General features: G+C 45.7%; 22 protein-coding genes. 8 read left to right on the top strand and 14 right to left on the bottom strand.

From position 1 onward, the window contains the following. Positions 1-144 precede the first annotated feature (144 nt). The 4 genes from M1D67_RS08565 to M1D67_RS08550 all read left to right on the top strand — a co-directional run bounded on the left by M1D67_RS08565 (position 145) and on the right by M1D67_RS08550 (position 3,298). A complete protein-coding gene (locus M1D67_RS08565) occupies positions 145-759 on the top strand; it encodes a YhcN/YlaJ family sporulation lipoprotein (RefSeq protein WP_020451265.1) in 615 nt (204 codons plus the stop codon). A 119-nt stretch (positions 760-878) separates the two neighbouring features. Next, on the top strand, positions 879-1,085 hold the full coding sequence (locus tag M1D67_RS08560) for a YlaI family protein (RefSeq protein WP_003181456.1): 207 nt from the start codon (positions 879-881) through the stop codon (positions 1,083-1,085). Between the two features lie 137 nt (positions 1,086-1,222). After that, complete coding sequence (locus M1D67_RS08555) at positions 1,223-2,719, top strand: monooxygenase (protein WP_216920504.1); 1,497 nt, start codon at positions 1,223-1,225, stop codon at positions 2,717-2,719. Between the two features lie 72 nt (positions 2,720-2,791). Beyond that, positions 2,792-3,298 carry a MarR family transcriptional regulator gene (locus M1D67_RS08550; RefSeq protein ID WP_479831773.1) on the top strand — a complete coding sequence of 169 codons (507 nt, stop codon included), beginning with the start codon at positions 2,792-2,794 and terminating at the stop codon, positions 3,296-3,298. 21 nt (positions 3,299-3,319) lie between these two features. On the opposite strand, the gene M1D67_RS08545 is transcribed toward M1D67_RS08550, so the two are convergent. Both M1D67_RS08545 and typA read right to left on the bottom strand, forming a co-directional pair. Then, entirely contained in the window at positions 3,320-3,640 is a 321-nt protein-coding gene (locus M1D67_RS08545) for a YlaH-like family protein (RefSeq protein ID WP_003181448.1), read from the bottom strand. Positions 3,641-3,697: 57 nt separating this feature from the next. After that, on the bottom strand, positions 3,698-5,536 hold the full coding sequence (typA, locus tag M1D67_RS08540) for a translational GTPase TypA (RefSeq protein WP_020451262.1): 1,839 nt from the start codon (positions 5,534-5,536) through the stop codon (positions 3,698-3,700). A 161-nt stretch (positions 5,537-5,697) separates the two neighbouring features. Here typA and M1D67_RS08535 point away from each other — a divergent pair, with 161 nt between their 5' ends. Continuing rightward, positions 5,698-5,886: a YlaF family protein gene (locus tag M1D67_RS08535; RefSeq protein WP_020451261.1), complete on the top strand. Its 189-nt coding sequence runs from the start codon at positions 5,698-5,700 to the stop codon at positions 5,884-5,886. A gap of 77 nt (positions 5,887-5,963) precedes the next feature. Here the strand turns inward: M1D67_RS08535 and M1D67_RS08530 are convergent, their stop codons facing one another. The 7 genes from M1D67_RS08530 to M1D67_RS08500 form a co-directional block, all read right to left on the bottom strand. After that, entirely contained in the window at positions 5,964-6,260 is a 297-nt protein-coding gene (locus M1D67_RS08530; RefSeq protein WP_020451259.1) for an anti-sigma factor family protein, read from the bottom strand. A 4-nt stretch (positions 6,261-6,264) separates the two neighbouring features. After that, a complete protein-coding gene (locus M1D67_RS08525; RefSeq protein ID WP_020451258.1) occupies positions 6,265-6,780 on the bottom strand; it encodes a sigma-70 family RNA polymerase sigma factor in 516 nt (171 codons plus the stop codon). After that, positions 6,781-7,053 (bottom strand): hypothetical protein, encoded by a 273-nt coding sequence (locus M1D67_RS08520; protein WP_149169442.1) that lies wholly within the window; start codon positions 7,051-7,053, stop codon positions 6,781-6,783. Then, positions 7,043-8,965: a hypothetical protein gene (locus M1D67_RS08515; protein ID WP_479831772.1), complete on the bottom strand. Its 1,923-nt coding sequence runs from the start codon at positions 8,963-8,965 to the stop codon at positions 7,043-7,045. Before M1D67_RS08515 ends, M1D67_RS08520 begins: the two co-directional genes overlap by 11 nt. A 122-nt stretch (positions 8,966-9,087) precedes the next feature. Beyond that, positions 9,088-9,543 (bottom strand): GNAT family N-acetyltransferase, encoded by a 456-nt coding sequence (locus tag M1D67_RS08510; protein ID WP_105978948.1) that lies wholly within the window; start codon positions 9,541-9,543, stop codon positions 9,088-9,090. Further along, on the bottom strand, positions 9,536-10,330 hold the full coding sequence (locus M1D67_RS08505; protein ID WP_020451254.1) for an inositol monophosphatase family protein: 795 nt from the start codon (positions 10,328-10,330) through the stop codon (positions 9,536-9,538). Before M1D67_RS08505 ends, M1D67_RS08510 begins: the two co-directional genes overlap by 8 nt. A gap of 141 nt (positions 10,331-10,471) precedes the next feature. Continuing rightward, positions 10,472-10,660, bottom strand: a complete 189-nt coding sequence (locus tag M1D67_RS08500; RefSeq protein ID WP_020451253.1) for a hypothetical protein — start codon at positions 10,658-10,660, stop codon at positions 10,472-10,474. 243 nt (positions 10,661-10,903) lie between these two features. Between M1D67_RS08500 and M1D67_RS08495 the strand changes: the two genes are divergently transcribed. Further along, positions 10,904-11,539, top strand: coding sequence for a YktB family protein (locus M1D67_RS08495; protein ID WP_224146024.1), 636 nt, complete (start codon positions 10,904-10,906; stop codon positions 11,537-11,539). Positions 11,540-11,591: 52 nt separating this feature from the next. On the opposite strand, the gene M1D67_RS08490 is transcribed toward M1D67_RS08495, so the two are convergent. Next, complete coding sequence (locus M1D67_RS08490; protein ID WP_020451251.1) at positions 11,592-11,867, bottom strand: UPF0223 family protein; 276 nt, start codon at positions 11,865-11,867, stop codon at positions 11,592-11,594. A 5-nt stretch (positions 11,868-11,872) separates the two neighbouring features. After that, a complete protein-coding gene (locus M1D67_RS08485) occupies positions 11,873-12,127 on the bottom strand; it encodes a hypothetical protein (protein WP_023857271.1) in 255 nt (84 codons plus the stop codon). On the opposite strand from M1D67_RS08485, the gene M1D67_RS08480 reads away from it, so the two are divergent. Continuing rightward, positions 12,116-13,588, top strand: coding sequence for an aminotransferase class I/II-fold pyridoxal phosphate-dependent enzyme (locus tag M1D67_RS08480; RefSeq protein WP_095290397.1), 1,473 nt, complete (start codon positions 12,116-12,118; stop codon positions 13,586-13,588). The two genes, M1D67_RS08485 and M1D67_RS08480, sit on opposite strands and share 12 nt — an antisense overlap. A gap of 45 nt (positions 13,589-13,633) precedes the next feature. Here the strand turns inward: M1D67_RS08480 and M1D67_RS08475 are convergent, their stop codons facing one another. Then, on the bottom strand, positions 13,634-13,753 hold the full coding sequence (locus M1D67_RS08475; RefSeq protein ID WP_020451249.1) for a GapA-binding peptide SR1P: 120 nt from the start codon (positions 13,751-13,753) through the stop codon (positions 13,634-13,636). A 377-nt stretch (positions 13,754-14,130) separates the two neighbouring features. On the opposite strand from M1D67_RS08475, the gene M1D67_RS08470 reads away from it, so the two are divergent. Continuing rightward, the gene (locus M1D67_RS08470) at positions 14,131-14,511 is read left to right on the top strand and encodes a hypothetical protein (RefSeq protein WP_020451248.1); all 381 of its coding nucleotides are present in this window, start codon (positions 14,131-14,133) and stop codon (positions 14,509-14,511) included. An 88-nt stretch (positions 14,512-14,599) separates the two neighbouring features. On the opposite strand, the gene lpdA is transcribed toward M1D67_RS08470, so the two are convergent. Then, positions 14,600-16,012: a dihydrolipoyl dehydrogenase gene (gene lpdA / locus M1D67_RS08465; RefSeq protein ID WP_229129082.1), complete on the bottom strand. Its 1,413-nt coding sequence runs from the start codon at positions 16,010-16,012 to the stop codon at positions 14,600-14,602. 4 nt (positions 16,013-16,016) lie between these two features. Continuing rightward, positions 16,017-17,309, bottom strand: coding sequence for a dihydrolipoamide acetyltransferase family protein (locus tag M1D67_RS08460; protein WP_479831771.1), 1,293 nt, complete (start codon positions 17,307-17,309; stop codon positions 16,017-16,019). Positions 17,310-17,415: the final 106 nt, after the last annotated feature.

Here is a 17,415-nt window from a genome sequence, read left to right as displayed (position 1 = left end):
CTGATCAGGATTTTTAGCCTTTTCTTTTCAATTGGGTTAAAAGCTGATGGAGCGCCCGCTAAAATATATGTTTTTGTGAATAAAGATAGAAGGTTAATTCAACAATAAAAATTAATGAAAGCATTTTTAAGGAGGCAACCTCAAGTGCGAATCTTTTTTTTGATCCTAATTCAAACCGTTATGCTGCTTTCAGCCTGCGGCATTCAAAATAATGCCCGAAATGAAGCGAACGAGCTTCCCGGCAACAAACCGATTCAAGTAAAAAACAGCTCCCAAGAGCCGGTGAACCGTAAAGACGGGCAAGCCATCTCGCGGCGCCTTGTGAAGATCACTGAAAGCGTTCCGGGTGTCAATGATGCGACCGCCGTCGTGCTCGGCAGGCTAGCCGTCGTCGGAATTGATGTGAAAGACAATTTGGAGCGCAGCAAAGTCGAATCTATTAAGTATTCCGTGGCTGAAGCGCTGCAGAATGACCCTTACGGAGCAAACGCCGCCGTTGTCGCAGATCCCGACACCGTCAACCGCCTGCGGGCAATGGGCAGGGAAATTCAAGCGGGACGTCCTGTCAAAGGGATTCTCGACGAGCTGGCAGCCATCGTCGGGCGCGTCCTTCCTGAAGTGCCGAACGACGCAACAGACAATCAGCAAACAAATCCTACAAAATCCAACAACGACCAGCTGAATGACAGAAACCAGAAACAGCTTGAAAAGGAGCAAAATAAGCAATCGAACAAGCATATGAAAAATCGGCAGCCATAACTTTTAAAAGCCTGTGCCACTGTTTTCTTGACGGCACAGGCTTTTTCCTTTTTTCTAAAGGAGAAAATTTATTTGTCCGATTGATTAAGGTATAATGAATCGTAAGCGAGGTGAATCAAGTGAGGGTAAAGTGTTCATTGTGTGACAAAATCGAAAAAATCGATGATGACACACTCATTGCCAAACGTCTCCGAAACCGGCCGATACATACTTATATGTGCCATGAATGCAGCGAACGAATTAAAATCAAAACCGAAAACCGGATGAAAACCGGCCGTTTTAAGTTATATCCGCACAGAAAAGATAAAGAGCAGATCAAGTCGTAAAGCATGGACAAGCTCCATGCTTTTTTATCGCCTTTTTTGTTACATCAGTAACAAAATTAAAGATTATAGTTGATAAACATTTTCATTTGTAGTATTTTAAAATTGTTTCATGAGTAACAAAAAAGGAGTGATTCATCATGGATTTTGATGTACTGATCGCAGGCGGCGGCCCCGTCGGTCTGCTGACGGCTTCCGAGCTGGCTTTGGCCGGTGTCCAGACCTGTATTGTCGAACGGCTGAAAGAGCCTTCTCCATTCTCAAAAGCGCTCACACTGCATCCGCGCTCAATCGAGATACTTGAAATGAGGGGGCTTGGAGAACAGTTTAAGGAAATTGGCAAACCGATTCCTTCGGGGCATTTTGCCGGTCTGAAGACTGGATTGGACTTTTCTGCGCTTGACACGCAAGCCAATTTTACATTGTTCATCCCCCAATACGAAACTGAGAAGCTGCTTGAGGAACATGCGCGAAATCTCGGTGTCTGCATCCTTCGCGGTCATGAAGTTCTCGCTGTCCGCGAGCATGAGGAAACCGCCGAGCTCGTCGTCCAGGGACCCGACGGCCTGTCCTTTCTAACCGCTTCCTATATCGTCGGTGCTGACGGAGCCGGAAGTATCATTCGCAAACAGGCGCGCATCGCTTTTTCCGGAACTGATGCAAATATCACGGCAATGCTTGGTGATGTGTCGCTTGAAAATCCGCCGGAATCTCATTTTTATACTTGCGAGAACCGTGAAGGTGCCGTTGTGATCGTGCCTTTAGACGGCGGCATTTTCCGCGTCCTCATAACGGCGCCGCACATGCCTCAAGCTTTGCTTCACGAGCCCGTCACACTGGAAGAATTAAAAACAGAACTCAAGCGCATCTGCGGCACGGACCTTGGAATGGACAGCCCGGTTTGGATGTCCCGCTTCGGAAATGCCAGCAAGTTGGCGGAGCATTACCGTTCCGGCAGAATTTTCTTGGCTGGAGATGCCGCGCATATTCATTTTCCCGCGGGAGGGCAAGGTTTAAATGTCGGGCTTCAGGACGCGATGAACCTTGGCTGGAAACTCGCGGCAAAGATCAACGGACGGTGCCCCGACTGGCTGCTTGACAGTTACCATAATGAAAGACACCCTGTCGGGGAAGCGCTGCTCGTCAATACACAAATCCAAACAAAGCTGTTTGATTTTACACGTGAAGGCCTGTACCTCCGCGAATTATTATCCGGCATTCTCGGATTTTCAGACGTCAATCGCTATCTGGCAGAACAAATTACGGCGCTCAGCGTGCAATACGAAGCAGATGAAAAGATGCCTGAACATGAGCTGAACGGAAAACGTCTCCCAGATATCGATCTGACCCTTTCAGATGGTACTGTCAAACGGCTCTACACTTTTCTCCGTGATGGACGCTTTTTATTAGCAACATTCGGGATAGAAACGAAGGAATTTTCCATCCTTCCTCACGTCCGGCGTATACAAGTGAAAGCAATTGACGGCAGGCCTGAATGGAATGGGGTAAAAGCAGCGCTGATCCGTCCCGACGGTCACGTGGCCTGGGCTGTCGACGAATCCATGGAAAACGCGGAGCAATTGATTGCCGATGGTATCCACCGCTGGTGCGGGAACTCTCACATTCAGTCTGTTTAATCATTTTGTTTCATGCGCAACAAAATGATATAATCAAAGCAGAAACATCGATTAAAGGAGCCGATTTTCTGCATGGAGCATTTAACACACGCAAAACAAGAAATATTCGATCTGTACATCAGGCTCATTCATCAGCAAGAGCAGCAAGAAACCGTCATGAAAGAGCACATCTCCGCTGAAATGAAAAAGATGGAACGCGAATTCGGAGCTGAACTGAAACTCAACATGTCTGACATCCATACGATCAGCTGCATTGGCGACCACGAACCGATCAACGTCACCTCGATTTCCGAGAAGATGGGATTTTCAAAAGCGACGGTCTCAAGGATCACCGCAAAGCTGACCGAAAAAGGCCTCGTCAGCAAGACACAGCTCAGCGACAATAAAAAAGAAATCTACTTCCGCTTAAGCCATAAAGGGAGAAGTATTCATCACCTTCACCAGCGTGAGCACGAAAAAATCGAACAAAGGTTTAAACGATTTTTAAGCCGGTATTCAGCAGATGAGATTCTTTTTGCCAGGGCTTTGTTTCGGGACTTATTAACAGCGGATTTTCTGGCGGATACAGAAAAGACATAGCCTTCTTTGGCTATGTCTTTTCTACGTATTCGCCCCCGTCTGCTCTTTTTTCGAACGGTGCAGACGGATTTTGTAAATCGAAAGGATTAAAACGGCTACGATCAGCCCTTCTCCAACCGGCAGAAAAACGCCGAAAAAAGTTAAAAACGTACAGCCTAGCGCCAGAAAAAAGTAAATGATCGCCGTTTTCAACAGCGGCAGCCGTTTGGCGAACCCCAGTTTAAAGACGACCGCAGACAGGACGAAGATGGTGGCATAAAGCCACCACATTCCCGCCTCAGGATTCTGGTCCACTTTATAAAGAGCGGCAAAAAACGACAGCCGTTCACTTACATCAGTCAAAAAGATTCCCCTCCCCTTTGCTTAGTTGGGTTGCTCTTTTTTTAGGTTCTGCAAATGTTACGACAATCCTGCCAGCTTTTTCTTTTTCGCTGCTTTTTCGCGTTCGTTTTTGTCGAGAATTTTCTTTCTCAATCTGATGGATTCAGGCGTGACTTCGCAGTACTCATCCTCGTTCAAGTATTCAAGCGATTCTTCAAGCGACATGATACGCGGTTTTTTCATGCTGACCGTCTGATCTTTCGTCGCTGAGCGCACGTTTGTCTGCTGCTTCATTTTATTGATGTTGACGACAAGGTCGTTTTCACGGTTGTGCTCGCCGACGATCATACCTTCATATACTTCTGTGCCCGGCTCGACAAAAATCACGCCGCGTTCTTCAACGCCTTGAATGCCGTAAGCTGAAGCTTTCCCGGTATCCATTGAAACAAGCACACCTTGGCGGCGTCCGCCGACTTGCCCAGGCTCAACAGGCTGATAGCTGTCAAACGTATGGTTTAAAATCCCGAAACCGCGTGTAAGGGAAAGGAATTCGGTTGAGTAGCCGATTAATCCGCGTGAAGGAACGTTGAAAATCAGGCGGACCTGCCCGTTTCCGTTATTGATCATGTCGATCATTTCACCTTTGCGCGCGCCCATTGATTCCATTACAGATCCGGTATGCTCTTCAGGCACATCGATTTGCACACGTTCAACAGGCTCACAGCGAACGCCGTCGATTTCTTTAATGATGACTTCCGGCTTCGATACTTGCAGTTCAAAGCCTTCACGGCGCATGTTTTCGATTAAAATCGACAAATGCAGCTCACCGCGACCGGATACGACCCAGGCGTCAGGAGATGGCGTCGGATCGACTCGAAGGCTGACATCTGTCTGAAGTTGCTGTTCAAGGCGCTCTTCAATCTTCCTGGCCGTGACATATTTTCCTTCGCGACCGGCAAAAGGACTGTTGTTAACCGCGAACGTCATTTGAAGCGTCGGCTCGTCAATGCGCAGAACCGGAAGCGCCTCTTGATGCTCAATCGGGCAGACGGTCTCTCCGACATTGATGTCTTCCATTCCTGATACCGCGACAAGGTCGCCGGCTTTCGCTTCTTCAATTTCGACCCTTTTCAAGCCCTGGAAACCGAAGATTTTCGTTACGCGGAACGGCTTGATAGAACCGTCAAGCTTCATTAAAGCAACTTGCTGTCCGACCTTCATCGTTCCTCTGAACACGCGTCCGATTCCGATACGGCCGACATAATCATTGTAGTCAAGCAGAGCGACCTGGAACTGCAAAGGCTCCTCATGGTTATCGACAGGACAAGGAATATGGTTGACAATCGCTTCGAATAAAGCTTCCATATTTTCATCCTGCTGCTTCGGATCAGCTGAAGCGGTGCCGTTGATCGCAGAAGCGTAAACAACCGGGAATTCAAGCTGTTCTTCATTGGCATCAAGCTCGATAAACAAATCAAGCACTTCGTCAACGACCTCTTCAGGCCGGGCAAAATCGCGGTCGATCTTATTGACAACAACGATTGGCGTCAAGTTTTGCTCAAGTGCTTTTTTCAGCACAAAGCGGGTTTGCGGCATGCAGCCTTCATAAGCGTCAACAACAAGCAGAACGCCGTCGACCATTTTCATGATCCGCTCAACTTCCCCGCCGAAATCTGCGTGTCCCGGAGTATCCAAAATATTAATCCGTGTATCTTTATAGTTAATCGCTGTATTTTTCGCTAAAATCGTAATGCCGCGCTCTCTTTCCAAGTCATTGGAATCCATGGCGCGCTCCGCCACGTTTTCATTTGCACGGAATGTGCCAGCCTGATGGAGGAGCTGATCCACAAGCGTCGTTTTTCCATGGTCAACGTGGGCGATAATAGCGATATTGCGAAGATCTTCTCGAAGTTTCACATTTTCATCTCCTAAAAAATTTAGATAATCTTTCATATTATAACTGACGAACGAAGTTATTTCAATTTGTTTCAAATTTCCAGATTCGGTTGACCCTTTCTATTCAGCACGATTTTCTGTAAACTAACAGTAGACTTCATACTAAGGGGATGGGAAAAACAGTGAAACAAATCAAATGGATATTCTTATTATTCGCACTTGCTGCAGTGATCAGCATCATGATGATCGGCGTTGCAGTCGCCGAAAAAAGCGCTGCCGGCGTCGCAATTGCCGTCGCAATTCTGATCGTCATTATGGGGAGCGGTTTTACTCTCAAAAAAAGAATGCGCGAAAAAGGCCTGCTTGAATAAAAAAGAGCCCCTTCCGGCTGAAGGGGCTTTTGATTATTAAATTCCAAAAAAACTGGCGGCAGGTTGCCCGCCAGTTCTTATAAAAAGAATAAATAAATCAAAAGCATCAGCAAGTAGCCTCCGCCAAAAAGCGCTGCCCCTTTGAGAATCAGCCTTTGATAGTATGCTTTCCTGAATTTTTGTTCTTCCGCTTCTCCTGCTTCCGTTGGCAATCTGTCGTCATCATGAAAATTGACAGGTTCCCTCATCATGTCATACATTTCCCGGCAATCTGCACACGTTTTGATGTGCGCCATAACCAAATGTTCCGTTTTGCGGCTGCAATCGCCTTCTATGTATAGAGGCAGTAAATCTCTCACAAGATGACATTTCATATTGTTAAACCTCCCTGCCTTCCAAGCTTTTTTTCAGCTCAAGGCGGGCCCGGTGAAGATTGGTTTTTACCTTTGACAGTTTCCAATCGAGCACTTCCGCTATTTCCTCATAGGAAAGCTCCTGAAACTCTCTTAAAATAAGTACGGTCTGGTAATGTTCTTTCAGCCGGTCAATGTGATGTTTCAGCTCCTCCTGCCTTATGGCGTTTGCCAAATGGCGCTCAGGCATTTCAAACGTGTGCTGTTCCATGTCGCCGCAGGCCGTCACATCGGAAAACCGGATTTTTTTATCTTTTCTGTACCAGTTGATAAACGTATGATGCGCGATCGTATACAGCCATGTTTTGATCGAGGAATGGCCTCTGAAAGACTCCAGGCCCGCAAAAGCTTTCAGAAACGTATCCTGTGCCAGGTCTTTCGCCGTCTCAAGCTGATGGGTTCGCCTGTACAAATAGTACATAATGTCATGATAATATTCCCTGTACAGTTCTTCAATCGTCTGTTTTTTATTGGAAGCCATTTAGAAAAAAAACCACACCGTCATCCAAATCGAAAGGAGCAGGAAAGCACCATACAACGAGTAAACAAAAACCATGATATGACGGAGCTGCTGACGATCATCTGCCTTTTGTATGCCGGGAAGCGTTCTATTCTCGACTGCTGCCGCTTCAGCCTGGCCTTGAAAAAGCTGCTCATGCTCTTTCATCCAGATCACGGTTTCCTCTTCCAGTTCACCTTCTTGATAGAGCTCATACAAATCAAGAAACACCGCTTTTTTTTCTTCACTTGTCATCAAATTGTTTCACCTCATTTGTTACGGCATCAACCAAGTATGCATCATGTTCGTTTGAGCCGAACGGCTGGATGATGACAAGCCACGCATACCGGCTCTTTTGATCCCCGTCTGAAACAATCACAAGCTTCGTCCGTTTATAATAAACCAACCCTTTTTGATAGTGTTCAGACACTTTCCGAAAAGCCTTTTCCCCGTCTGCATATGTGTAGGGGGGCTTTTCATCCGCTTTGCGAAAGTCCTTTCTCACCGTCAGATAAGCTCCCTCTTCATGTTTCGTCATGGTCCAGCTCGTATTTAATACAGCATCGCTTTCTTTTTTCTGAAATTCTATCAGATCCTTTTCTAACTCCACCCTTTTCAGCTGAGAAAGGTCTTGATCAAATAATGAAAGCAAGCGTTTTTCGAGCTCTTGTCCGCGATAAGGCAAGGCGCTTTCAGATGTGAACGTAATAGCCGTTAATGCACCTGTTACAGGATGGAACGCCATCTCCGTTCCGTCGCTTGTCTTCACGTTTATGGATGCCGAGTTGAGGCTGGATGGAAATAATAAATCAATATCTGTCAGCTGATAAGCTGAGACGGGTATACCCAGCTTACGATAGACCGCTTCAACACCCCGCTCGATATCCTGACCAGAAACGCGGGCTTGTTTCACGCTTTCTAAGTTGTAAACAGACGTGTCCTCGGAAAAACCTATCAGTGTTTCCTTCCTCCAAGTAAACCCCATTGTGCTTAATTCAGGATCCTGGCCTTCACGGTAAAATTCAACAGTAGCTTCGTCGTCATCACGGCTTACTTTTGCCTTGATTTGTTTGTCAAGTTCGCGGCCGTGTTCCCGCAGAAATTGCTTCGACCGCTTGATATACGCCTGATCGGACAGGATATTCCCGCTAGGCTCTTTTTGATTGTAATAATTGGTGATCACCCCCGTCCAACCGTCAACGTACGCCTCGTAATCCTTCGTTTTAAAATGATAAACGTTGTGAAAATCCTGGTTGGTGGCTGACAAATAGATCAAGCTGTCCGTCGGAAAAAACGAGCTGACAGTCTGCTTCGCTTCTTTAACCGAAACAGGTTGAAAATTGGCATCAACCACGTCTGAAACCTCAGGGTGTGAGATTGTAAAAGCGGCATCTGCCAAATTGTAAAAAGGGTTAAGAAGTAGTGTGAAAAATAAGGCGGTGCCCGCGGCTAAAACACGCTTCACCATCAAAAAAGGCTTTCTCGAGCCATTCAGCAAGTGATATGTCATAAGAAAACCGAGCATGGTCAGAAATACGTTCAGCGGAAAAAATTCGTAGCCGAGCTTTTTGATGAAGAAACCGCCGATTGTCACAATGTAAAAAATCGAAAGGAGAACGTAACGGTTTCTTTTCCAATAAAGCTGAAAAAACAAGCAGATCATCAGCCCCGGAACCCCGATGAGCAGCACCAATACAAGCAGCAATTGTTCGAGATCAGCCCCGTTTTCCTTTAAATAGACAGCAGAGCCGAACAGCGATTGGAAAAACGGCATCGTCATCACCGCAATGTCAAATGCAAAAAACAGCCCCTTGCCCCCTTTTTCTGCGAGTGTCATCATATAATGAAATGAGACAAGCAAAATATAGCCGAACAGCAAAAACTGCATAAAAGGCAGGAGCGCATCTTGTTCTTCTATGTACAGGTTTGAAAACTCAGCGGCTTTCATTTGGTGAGCCAATTCAAACGAAAGGGCGCCTACCAAAATCAGCCTGAGCGCGATGCCTGCGTAAAAAAAGAGGCGCCGCCTGCTCACTTTCGGATGAAATGACACGACATACAGAAGGGCAAGGCCTGTCAAACACCACTGAATGACAAGCATGCTCTGCCTGCTTAAAATAAAATAACGTTCAAAATGGAGCACATAATCACTAAATAGTTCAATCAATTTCCACCACAATTCCTTTACATCAAATTAAGGCCTCATCATCATAGACAAACGAAGTAGCATTATGTTTCAAAAAATCATAAAAAAATGAGACCTGTTGTCAAACAAGTCTCATTGAAGCATCAAGCAAGGGGCAACACCATAATCAAATATCGTTTTCCCTCTTTATCTTTTTCCGTTTTCAGCTGTTCAAATCCCGAACGGGCGAGCATGTTCAGCCACGCGTCCTTTTCATATGGCACCGCCGCAAACAACGCTTTATGTCCCTTTTCTTTCAAACGTTTGCCGATCGTTTCAATCACTTCTTTTGCCCGGCCTTTTTGGCGGAAATCGGGATGGACAAGAAGCGTTCCGAGCCAAGGCTTGCCGTTAGAAGGCGCCCATTCGAGATGAAAGCTCAGAGCCGCCGGCAGGCCCCTGTCTTCCCACACGAGCCATTCACCGTTATACATCGCATAAGCACTCATATAGCGTTCCAGGCTGTTTCCGTCAAGCTCTTCCTTCGTCCACCCGGGGCTTGCTTCGGCCAGCTCCTCAAAAAAGGCGAAATCGGAAGAAGAGAAAGACCTGCTATTCATGCGGCAAATATTCGTTGAAAATCGCTCGATGAGCTGCCGGATTGCCGGCTACGATGCTGTGGTTTTCAAGAAAATTGAGCGGCTTCCCGTCAATTGTCGTATATGTTCCGCCGACTTCATCAAGCAGGATGCAGCCGGCGGCGTAATCCCAAGGGGCAAGTCTCATCGTCACATACACATCCATTCTGCCGGCTGCAACATAAGCAAGTTCCAAAGCCGCTGAACCGTATGACCGGGTCCCTCTGACGCGCTTGACAAGCGGAGATAATACGCTTGGATCGATCCGTCTGTTCTCGGTGATCCATGTCGCATTGATGGCCAGAATCGATTCTTCAAGCGGCACTTCTTTCATCTTGCCGAGCTTTGTATCATTCATGTACGCACCTTCGCCTTGAAAAGCATGATAAAGCTCGTCGTGAGTCACATCATAAATCAAACCGATTTTGCCTTTTCCGTTTTCAAAAATGCCGATTGAAATCGCAAAATTGCGTTTTTGATGAATAAAGTTCATCGTGCCATCGATCGGATCGATGATCCAAACGATGCCATCCAAAGATGTAAGCTTGTCCCCCTGGCCTTCTTCGCCAAGAATATGATGATCCGGAAAAACCGATTGGATTTTTTCAATGAAAAAACGCTCTGTTTCCTTGTCAATGTTTGTGACAAGGTCATTTGGATTCGATTTCGTTTCGATTGTCATCTTTTCTTTCATTGACTGCTGAATTCTCTGACCAGCTTCTTTCACCCAGCTTTTCGCCAGGCGGTCGATTTCCTTCCAGTTTGTCATCACACTACCTCTTTTCTATGTATACCTGTTGATTTATTCATAGCATACTGATATTAGCCGGGAAAAATCAAGAAAAATGACAAATGATCAGGCGGCCCAGATAAAAACGAACCTCTCAAACGGTTCGTTTTTATTATGGTTTCAACCATATAATCTAATCCATTCTTTTCTGAGTCGTTCCAGTTTGCGCTTGCTCAACTCGATTTGGGTTTCATCCTTTTTTTCCATGGCTTCAAAAAGCGTTGCAAGTTCATAATCGACCTCAAGCCTCCAAACAGCGGCCCGATTGTCTTTTTCCTCTTTCAATCCTTGTTTCACAATTGGTTTCATGTGCCCTACGCCCCCTCCAGAGAAAATTGATGTCAAAGAGAATCCTTCTGGTTTTAGTCCTAAGCGTGATTTATATTAATTTCTTATTCATATCGTATGAAGTGCTCAAACATTCGCAACGTTATTCTAAAAATTGTGTGTTTACCTAACGATTCCCCAAAATCCGCGAATCGAAACGTAATTTTTTGTTTGAAAAGCCGACTGTGATACAATATCTTTACTGATTGGACAAGGAGGAACACAATGAGCAGTCTGCGTTTTACTGAAGAGGATTTTCGTACATTTACAATAGAAGGTTTAGATGCGCGGATGAGCGCTCTGAAAGAAACCGTGCGCCCGAAACTTGAAGGGCTCGGCGGTCATTTTGCGCCTGTACTGTCCGCATTGACAGGAGATGAAATGTTTGTCCACGTCGCAAAGCACGCGCGCCGCTCGGTCAATCCGCCGGACGACAGCTGGGTTGCTTTTGCAAACAATAAGCGCGGCTATAAAAAGCTGCCTCATTTCCAAATTGGTTTATGGGAAACCCACGTGTTCGTATGGTTTGCATTGATCTATGAGTCTCCTCTCAAGCAGGAATACGGCCAGCTGTTTAAAAAGCATCTGCCGGACATTGAAAGCAACATTCCAAGCCGTTTTGTCTGGTCGGCCGATCATACGAAACCGGACGTCATAAGACAGTCTGAGATGGACGATAAAGAGCTGGAGAACCTGTTTGAACGGCTCGTCAACGTGAAGAAAGCAGAAGCGCTTTGCGGTATTCAGCTTGCAAAAGACGAAGTCCTGCAAATGAGCGAAGAGGCGTTTCTATCCGAAATCGAAGCGGCTTTTGAAAAGCTCGCCTTCCTTTACCGCCTGACGCAGAAAGTATCGGTTTAAACAAAAAGGGATGGCCTGTTGTGCCCATCCCTTTTTGTTTTGGATTTTCTCATTACATTTTAATTTTCGTATTTTCCGTTTGTTCCTTTGCTTTTTTGACTGCCTGATACGGAGAGTAATCGCTCGCTTCTTCAAACTGGCTGCAGAGCTTTTTTTCCTCCGCTTTTCCCGGAACGATTTCTTTAAAGCGGCGGTAAGCACTCATTAGTACATCGCGCTCAACGCCTTTTTCATAAGCGAGCTCAACCGTCTGAAAAAACGATATAACGTCTATCGCTTCCTCTGTGCTCCAGTCTTCATTCATCGGATATTGGTATCCTTCTTCCATTTGGTTCATCTCCTTGTGCAGTTCGGCCTGACGGCTTGTTTGGCTTTAGTATTGGTTTTCTTTTTTGCGACTATCCAAAGGGACAGAGAAGCCTTAAAGATGATAAAATGTTCTTTACATTCTTTCAAGAACATAATATAATTCATTTGTTTTATGCCATCAAGCAAAAACGCAAAATAACTCAACGATTTTTGATAAAGAATAGTCTTTAAGGAAATAGCAGGTTTATCATGAAGGTGGGAAAACAATTGTTGCAGCACGAAACACCCCTATATACCGGATTAAAAAAACACGCCGGCAAAAACCCGATCCAGTTCCATATACCCGGGCACAAAAAAGGCTCCGGGATGGACCCTGAATTCAGGGCGTTTATCGGAGAAAACGCATTAAGCATAGATTTAATCAATATCGAGCCTCTCGACGATCTGCACGCACCGAAAGGAATCATCAAACAGGCGCAGGATCTGGCGGCTGAAGCATTCGGAGCCGACTACACGTTTTTTTCCGTCCAGGGAACGAGCGGCGCCATCATGACGATGGTCATGGCCGTATGCGGCCCCGGAGACAAAATCATCGTGCCAAGAAATGTTCATAAATCGGTCATGTCAGCGATCGTCTTCTCAGGCGCAGTACCGATCTTCATCCATCCGGAAATTGACGATGAGTTGGGAATTTCACACGGAATCACCCCTGAATCAGCGAAAAAAGCGCTGCTTGAGCATCCTGACGCAAAGGGGCTTCTAGTCATCAACCCGACTTATTTCGGCATAGCTGCAGACTTAAGAAGCATCGTGGAGCTGGCTCATTCATTTCATATCCCTGTGCTTGTTGACGAAGCACACGGCGTTCACATCCATTTCCACGAAGATCTGCCTCTTTCTGCCATGCAGGCCGGAGCGGATATGGCGGCGACGAGCGTTCATAAGCTCGGAGGATCCCTTACACAGAGCTCGATTCTCAATATGAAAGAAGGTCTTGTTTCAAAAGAAAGAGTTCAATCGATTTTAAGCATGCTGACGACGACATCGACCTCCTATTTATTGCTCGCTTCACTTGATGTCGCAAGAAAACGCTTAGCCACAGAAGGACACGAACTGATCGAACAAACGATTAAGCTCGCTGATGAAACAAGGGATCGCATCAATGAAATCAACGGTATTTCATGCGTCGGGAGGGAAATCCTCGGCTCCAAAGCGGCTTTTAACTATGATCCGACCAAATTGATCATATCTGTGAAAGACCTCGGGCTGACCGGGCATGATGTGGAAAAATGGCTGCGCGAGTCATGTCAAATCGAAGTGGAGCTTTCTGACTTATACAACATCCTGTGCATTTTTACACCGGGAGACCGGAAAGAGGATGCGGATGCGCTGATCAAAGGCTTAGCCGACATCGCTCAGCAGGCCGCCTCTGCTGCGGAAAACAGACGCAAGCCTGAAGTGCTTCTGCCAAACATTCCAGCGCTTGCAATGACACCGCGTGACGCTTTTTATGCAAATACGGAAATCATTCCGTTTAAAAAAGCCGCCGGCAGAATCATTGCCGAATTTGTGATGGTTTATCCGCCAGGGATACCGATCTTCATTCCAGGCGAGATCATTACCGAGGATAATATCAACTACATCGAAAAGAACCTCGAAGCAGGGCTGCCTGTTCAGGGACCGGAAGATGACACCCTCCATATGATCCGCGTCATTAAAGAACAGCAAGCAATCCTGTAAAAAACAGAAAAGCATGCGGCACTGTAAATGGCCGCATGCTTTTTTCTATTCTTCCTCTCTAAGATGGCAGTTGCACTGTCCGCACGTTCCGTAAAGAATCGTCACTTTCTCATCTTCAAAATGCTGAATGGTTTCATTGCAGTCTTGACAAACGATCGTGCCCATCTTTCATTCCCCTTTTCTTTTCAAAATGGAAGCGTTTAAATTTGTTACCTTTATAATATTATGTCACATTAATATTGTCAATGGTTAATTGTATAACACATTTAAATCATTTTTGCTCTTTTTTCAAAAAAAAGGCCATTCATGTTATATATGTATTCCTGCTTAAAGCTTATGCAGAACGCTTCCCTGCTGATTCCGACTATGTACCCATCAAATCCGTTCAATCTGCAACGTCTCATAAATAAAACAGCAGTTATCAATTGTGTAACAAATGGGTAACAACGAAAGATTATTTCAATTATCATGATAAAATAGGAATTGTTTACTAATCGAACAGGAAAATCGGCTTGCATTATATAGAGAGGTGAGGAGACGTCATGTGGTTTCGAGCGATATTCACCGCCGCAATTTGTTTCCTTTTTTTGACGAGTGGATGTTCTTTATCTCACATCATGCCTGACCATGAGCAGCAGCAAAGCGCCAACCAACGCCACCTCAAGCTCATCTTTTTTTCCGATGACGAGCATATGGGGCAGGAAGTGGCTTACTATGATGCGCTTTTGGATTTAAAAAAAGAATTTCCCGAACAGGTTTCAAATATGGAAATTTCACATGAAAAAGGCCAGTGGAAAAAAGAGGTTAAAATCTTTCCAAGCTTGCTGCTTGTTCATGATAAAAAAGTACTGGTTAAAATTGAAGGAAAAATAAAAGATAAAGATAAAATTGTAAAGCTTCTTCAAAAAGAATTGAAGCATTAAAAATCCCCTGTGTATGTGCAAGGGGATTTTCTATCTTGAGCGATTAAAATACATAAAAAAAACCCCCTGCTGGGGGTTTTTCATTTAATTATTTTACAACGTGAATCGGCATGCCAATGGCAACTTCTGCAGCTTCCATTGTAATTTCTCCCAATGTAGGGTGAGCATGGATTGTCATGGCGATATCTTCAGCAGTCATGCCTGCTTCGATTGCCAAGCTCAGCTCAGAAATCATGTCAGAAGCACTTGCTCCGGCAATTTGTGCACCGATGACTAAACCGTCTTCTTTGCGTGTTACAAGTTTAAGGAAACCGTCAGTTTCGTTTAATGACAGCGCACGTCCGTTTGCAGCAAACGGGAATTTGGCTGCAGTCACTGCAAGACCTTCTTCTTTAGCCTGTGCTTCAGTGTAACCCACAGATGCAAGTTCAGGCTCAGAGAAGACGACCGCAGGAATTCCGAGATAGTCGATTTCCGCTGCTTCTCCGGCAATCGCTTCAGCAGCGATTTTACCTTCATAAGAAGCTTTATGTGCAAGCGGAGGACCTTCGATGATGTCGCCGATCGCATAGATGTTCGGAATGTTTGTACGGCATTGTTTGTCCGTTTTGATGATGCCGCGGTCCGTCATTTCAACGCCTACTTGTTCAAGTCCAAGCTCGTCCGTGTTTGCAACGCGGCCGACAGTGACAAGTACGTAGTCCGCATCAATCGTTTGCTCATCGCCTTTCACTTCGAACGTAACGGTTACGCCGTCAGCTTTTTCTTCTACGCCTTTAGCCATAGCTTTTGTATGGATTTCAACGTTGCCTTTTTTCTTCAGGTTACGTTTAACAAGAGAGCTCATTTGCTTCTCAAAGCCTGGAAGAATTTCTTCTCCGCCTTCAAGAATGACAACTTCAGTGCCGAAGTTTGCATATGCAGTACCGAGCTCAGTTCCGATGTAGCCGCCGCCGATGACAACGAGCTTCTTAGGAATTTCTTTCAGTGCAAGCGCGCCTGTTGAATTCAGTACACGGTCGCTATATTTGAAGTTTGGCAATTCGATAGGGCGAGAACCCGTTGCAATGATCGCATTTTTGAACGTGTATGTCTGAGCTGAATTCTCATCCATCACGCGTACAGAATTGCTGTCTACAAAGTACGCTTCGCCTTTTACGATGTCGACTTTGTTGCCTTTCAGAAGGCCTTCAACACCGCCGGTAAGCTTATTAACGACAGAGGCTTTCCATTCTTGAACTTTTGTAAAGTCAACTTTTACGTTTTCAGCAGTGATCCCCATCTCTTCAGAATGCTTTGCATTCTCATAGCGGTGGCCTGCATTGATCAGCGCTTTTGAAGGGATACATCCGACATTCAGACATACGCCTCCAAGATTGCCTTTTTCAACGATTGTTACTTTTTGTCCAAGCTGAGCAGCGCGGATGGCAGCTACATAGCCGCCAGGTCCCGCACCAATGACAAGAGTATCTGTTTCAATAGGGAAATCTCCTACTACCATTACATTACGCCTCCATTAAAATTAATTGTGGATCGTTCAGCAAACGCTTGATGTGATTTAATGCGTTTTGTGCAGTTGCGCCGTCGATCATACGGTGGTCGAAGCTTAGAGAAAGAGCCAGAACTGGTGCAGCGACGATTTCGCCGTCACGAACGACAGCTTTCTCAGCGATGCGGCCGATTCCAAGGATCGCAACTTCCGGATGGTTGATAACCGGTGTGAACCATTGACCGCCGGCAGAGCCGATATTCGTAATTGTGCAAGAAGCGCCTTTCATTTCAGCAGGAGCAAGTTTGCCGTCGCGTGCTTTTGTCGCAAGTTCGTTGATTTCATTTGAAATCTCAAAAACAGCTTTGCGGTCCGCATTTTTAACGACCGGCACAAGCAGGCCTTTGTCAGTGTCTGCCGCAATACCGATGTTGTAGTAGTGCTTCTGAATCACTTCATCTGTATTGTCGTCAATTGATGTATTCAGGACTGGATATTTTTTCAGAGCTGATGTTAAAGCTTTTACCACGTAAGGCAGGTAAGTCAGCTTAATTCCTTGATCAGCCGCAACTTGTTTAAACTGCTTGCGGTGAGCGACAAGGTTTGTCACATCGACTTCGTCCATTAGTGTAACGTGTGGAGCGGTATGTTTTGAGTTGACCATAGCTTTTGCGATGGCTTTGCGGATTCCGCTCATTTTCTCGCGTGTTTCAGGGAATTCGCCTTCAGGCACTTGAACCGCCGCTGCAGGTTTTTGTGCAGCAGGCTCTGCTTTTTCTTCAGCTTGAGCAGCCTGAGCGTTTCCGGCAGTTCCTCCGTTTAAGAAGCTGTCGATATCTTCTTTCAGAACGCGGCCGTTTTTGCCCGAACCTGAAACATTCACGATATCAACGCCTTTTTCACGGGCATACTTGCGTACAGATGGCATTGCAATGACGCGCTTATTCGAATCTGCATCCGCTTGCTCGTTTGCTTCCGCTGCTTCTGCTGGTGCATCAGTTTCTTGTTTGTCAGCTTCTTCCGCTTTCGCTTCGCCTGATTCGTCGCCTTTGAATTGAAGATCTTCGTAACCTGGTGCATCAAATGTGATGATTGTCTGCCCAACGGTTGCGACTGTTCCCTCTTCAACTTTTAATTCTAATACTTTTCCTTTAACAGGTGAAGGAATTTCTACAACTGCTTTATCGTTTTGGACCTCTGCCAAAACGTCATCTTCGTTTACCTCGTCGTTTGGCTTGACGAACCATTTTACGATTTCGCCTTCGTGGATTCCTTCCCCGATATCCGGAAGTTTAAATTCAAATGCCACAGTTTTCGACCTCCTAAGATTATTACGTAGTTGATATAATGGTCAGCCTGCTTATTTAGGCTGACTGTCAGTAGACGGCTACAGTTTCTCCGACTGACTGTGGAAA

It is taken from the genome of Bacillus sp. PK6-025, assembly GCF_056530265.1.
This window is presented reverse-complemented; position numbering and strand designations above follow the sequence as displayed.

Bases quoted from the DNA above. Each gene is read 5' to 3' on its own strand.
- M1D67_RS08555 (WP_216920504.1), top strand. From the start codon at position 1,223: ATGGATTTTGATGTACTGATCGCAGGCGGCGGCCCCGTCGGTCTGCTG.
- M1D67_RS08550 (WP_479831773.1), top strand. From the start codon at position 2,792: ATGGAGCATTTAACACACGCAAAACAAGAAATATTCGATCTGTACATC.
- M1D67_RS08530 (WP_020451259.1), bottom strand. From the start codon at position 6,260: ATGAAATGTCATCTTGTGAGAGATTTACTGCCTCTATACATAGAAGGC.
- M1D67_RS08525 (WP_020451258.1), bottom strand. From the start codon at position 6,780: ATGGCTTCCAATAAAAAACAGACGATTGAAGAACTGTACAGGGAATAT.
- M1D67_RS08520 (WP_149169442.1), bottom strand. From the start codon at position 7,053: ATGACAAGTGAAGAAAAAAAAGCGGTGTTTCTTGATTTGTATGAGCTC.
- M1D67_RS08510 (WP_105978948.1), bottom strand. From the start codon at position 9,543: ATGAATAGCAGGTCTTTCTCTTCTTCCGATTTCGCCTTTTTTGAGGAG.
- M1D67_RS08505 (WP_020451254.1), bottom strand. From the start codon at position 10,330: ATGACAAACTGGAAGGAAATCGACCGCCTGGCGAAAAGCTGGGTGAAA.
- M1D67_RS08500 (WP_020451253.1), bottom strand. From the start codon at position 10,660: ATGAAACCAATTGTGAAACAAGGATTGAAAGAGGAAAAAGACAATCGG.
- M1D67_RS08495 (WP_224146024.1), top strand. From the start codon at position 10,904: ATGAGCAGTCTGCGTTTTACTGAAGAGGATTTTCGTACATTTACAATA.
- M1D67_RS08490 (WP_020451251.1), bottom strand. From the start codon at position 11,867: ATGGAAGAAGGATACCAATATCCGATGAATGAAGACTGGAGCACAGAG.
- M1D67_RS08475 (WP_020451249.1), bottom strand. From the start codon at position 13,753: ATGGGCACGATCGTTTGTCAAGACTGCAATGAAACCATTCAGCATTTT.
- M1D67_RS08470 (WP_020451248.1), top strand. From the start codon at position 14,131: ATGTGGTTTCGAGCGATATTCACCGCCGCAATTTGTTTCCTTTTTTTG.
- lpdA (WP_229129082.1), bottom strand. From the start codon at position 16,012: ATGGTAGTAGGAGATTTCCCTATTGAAACAGATACTCTTGTCATTGGT.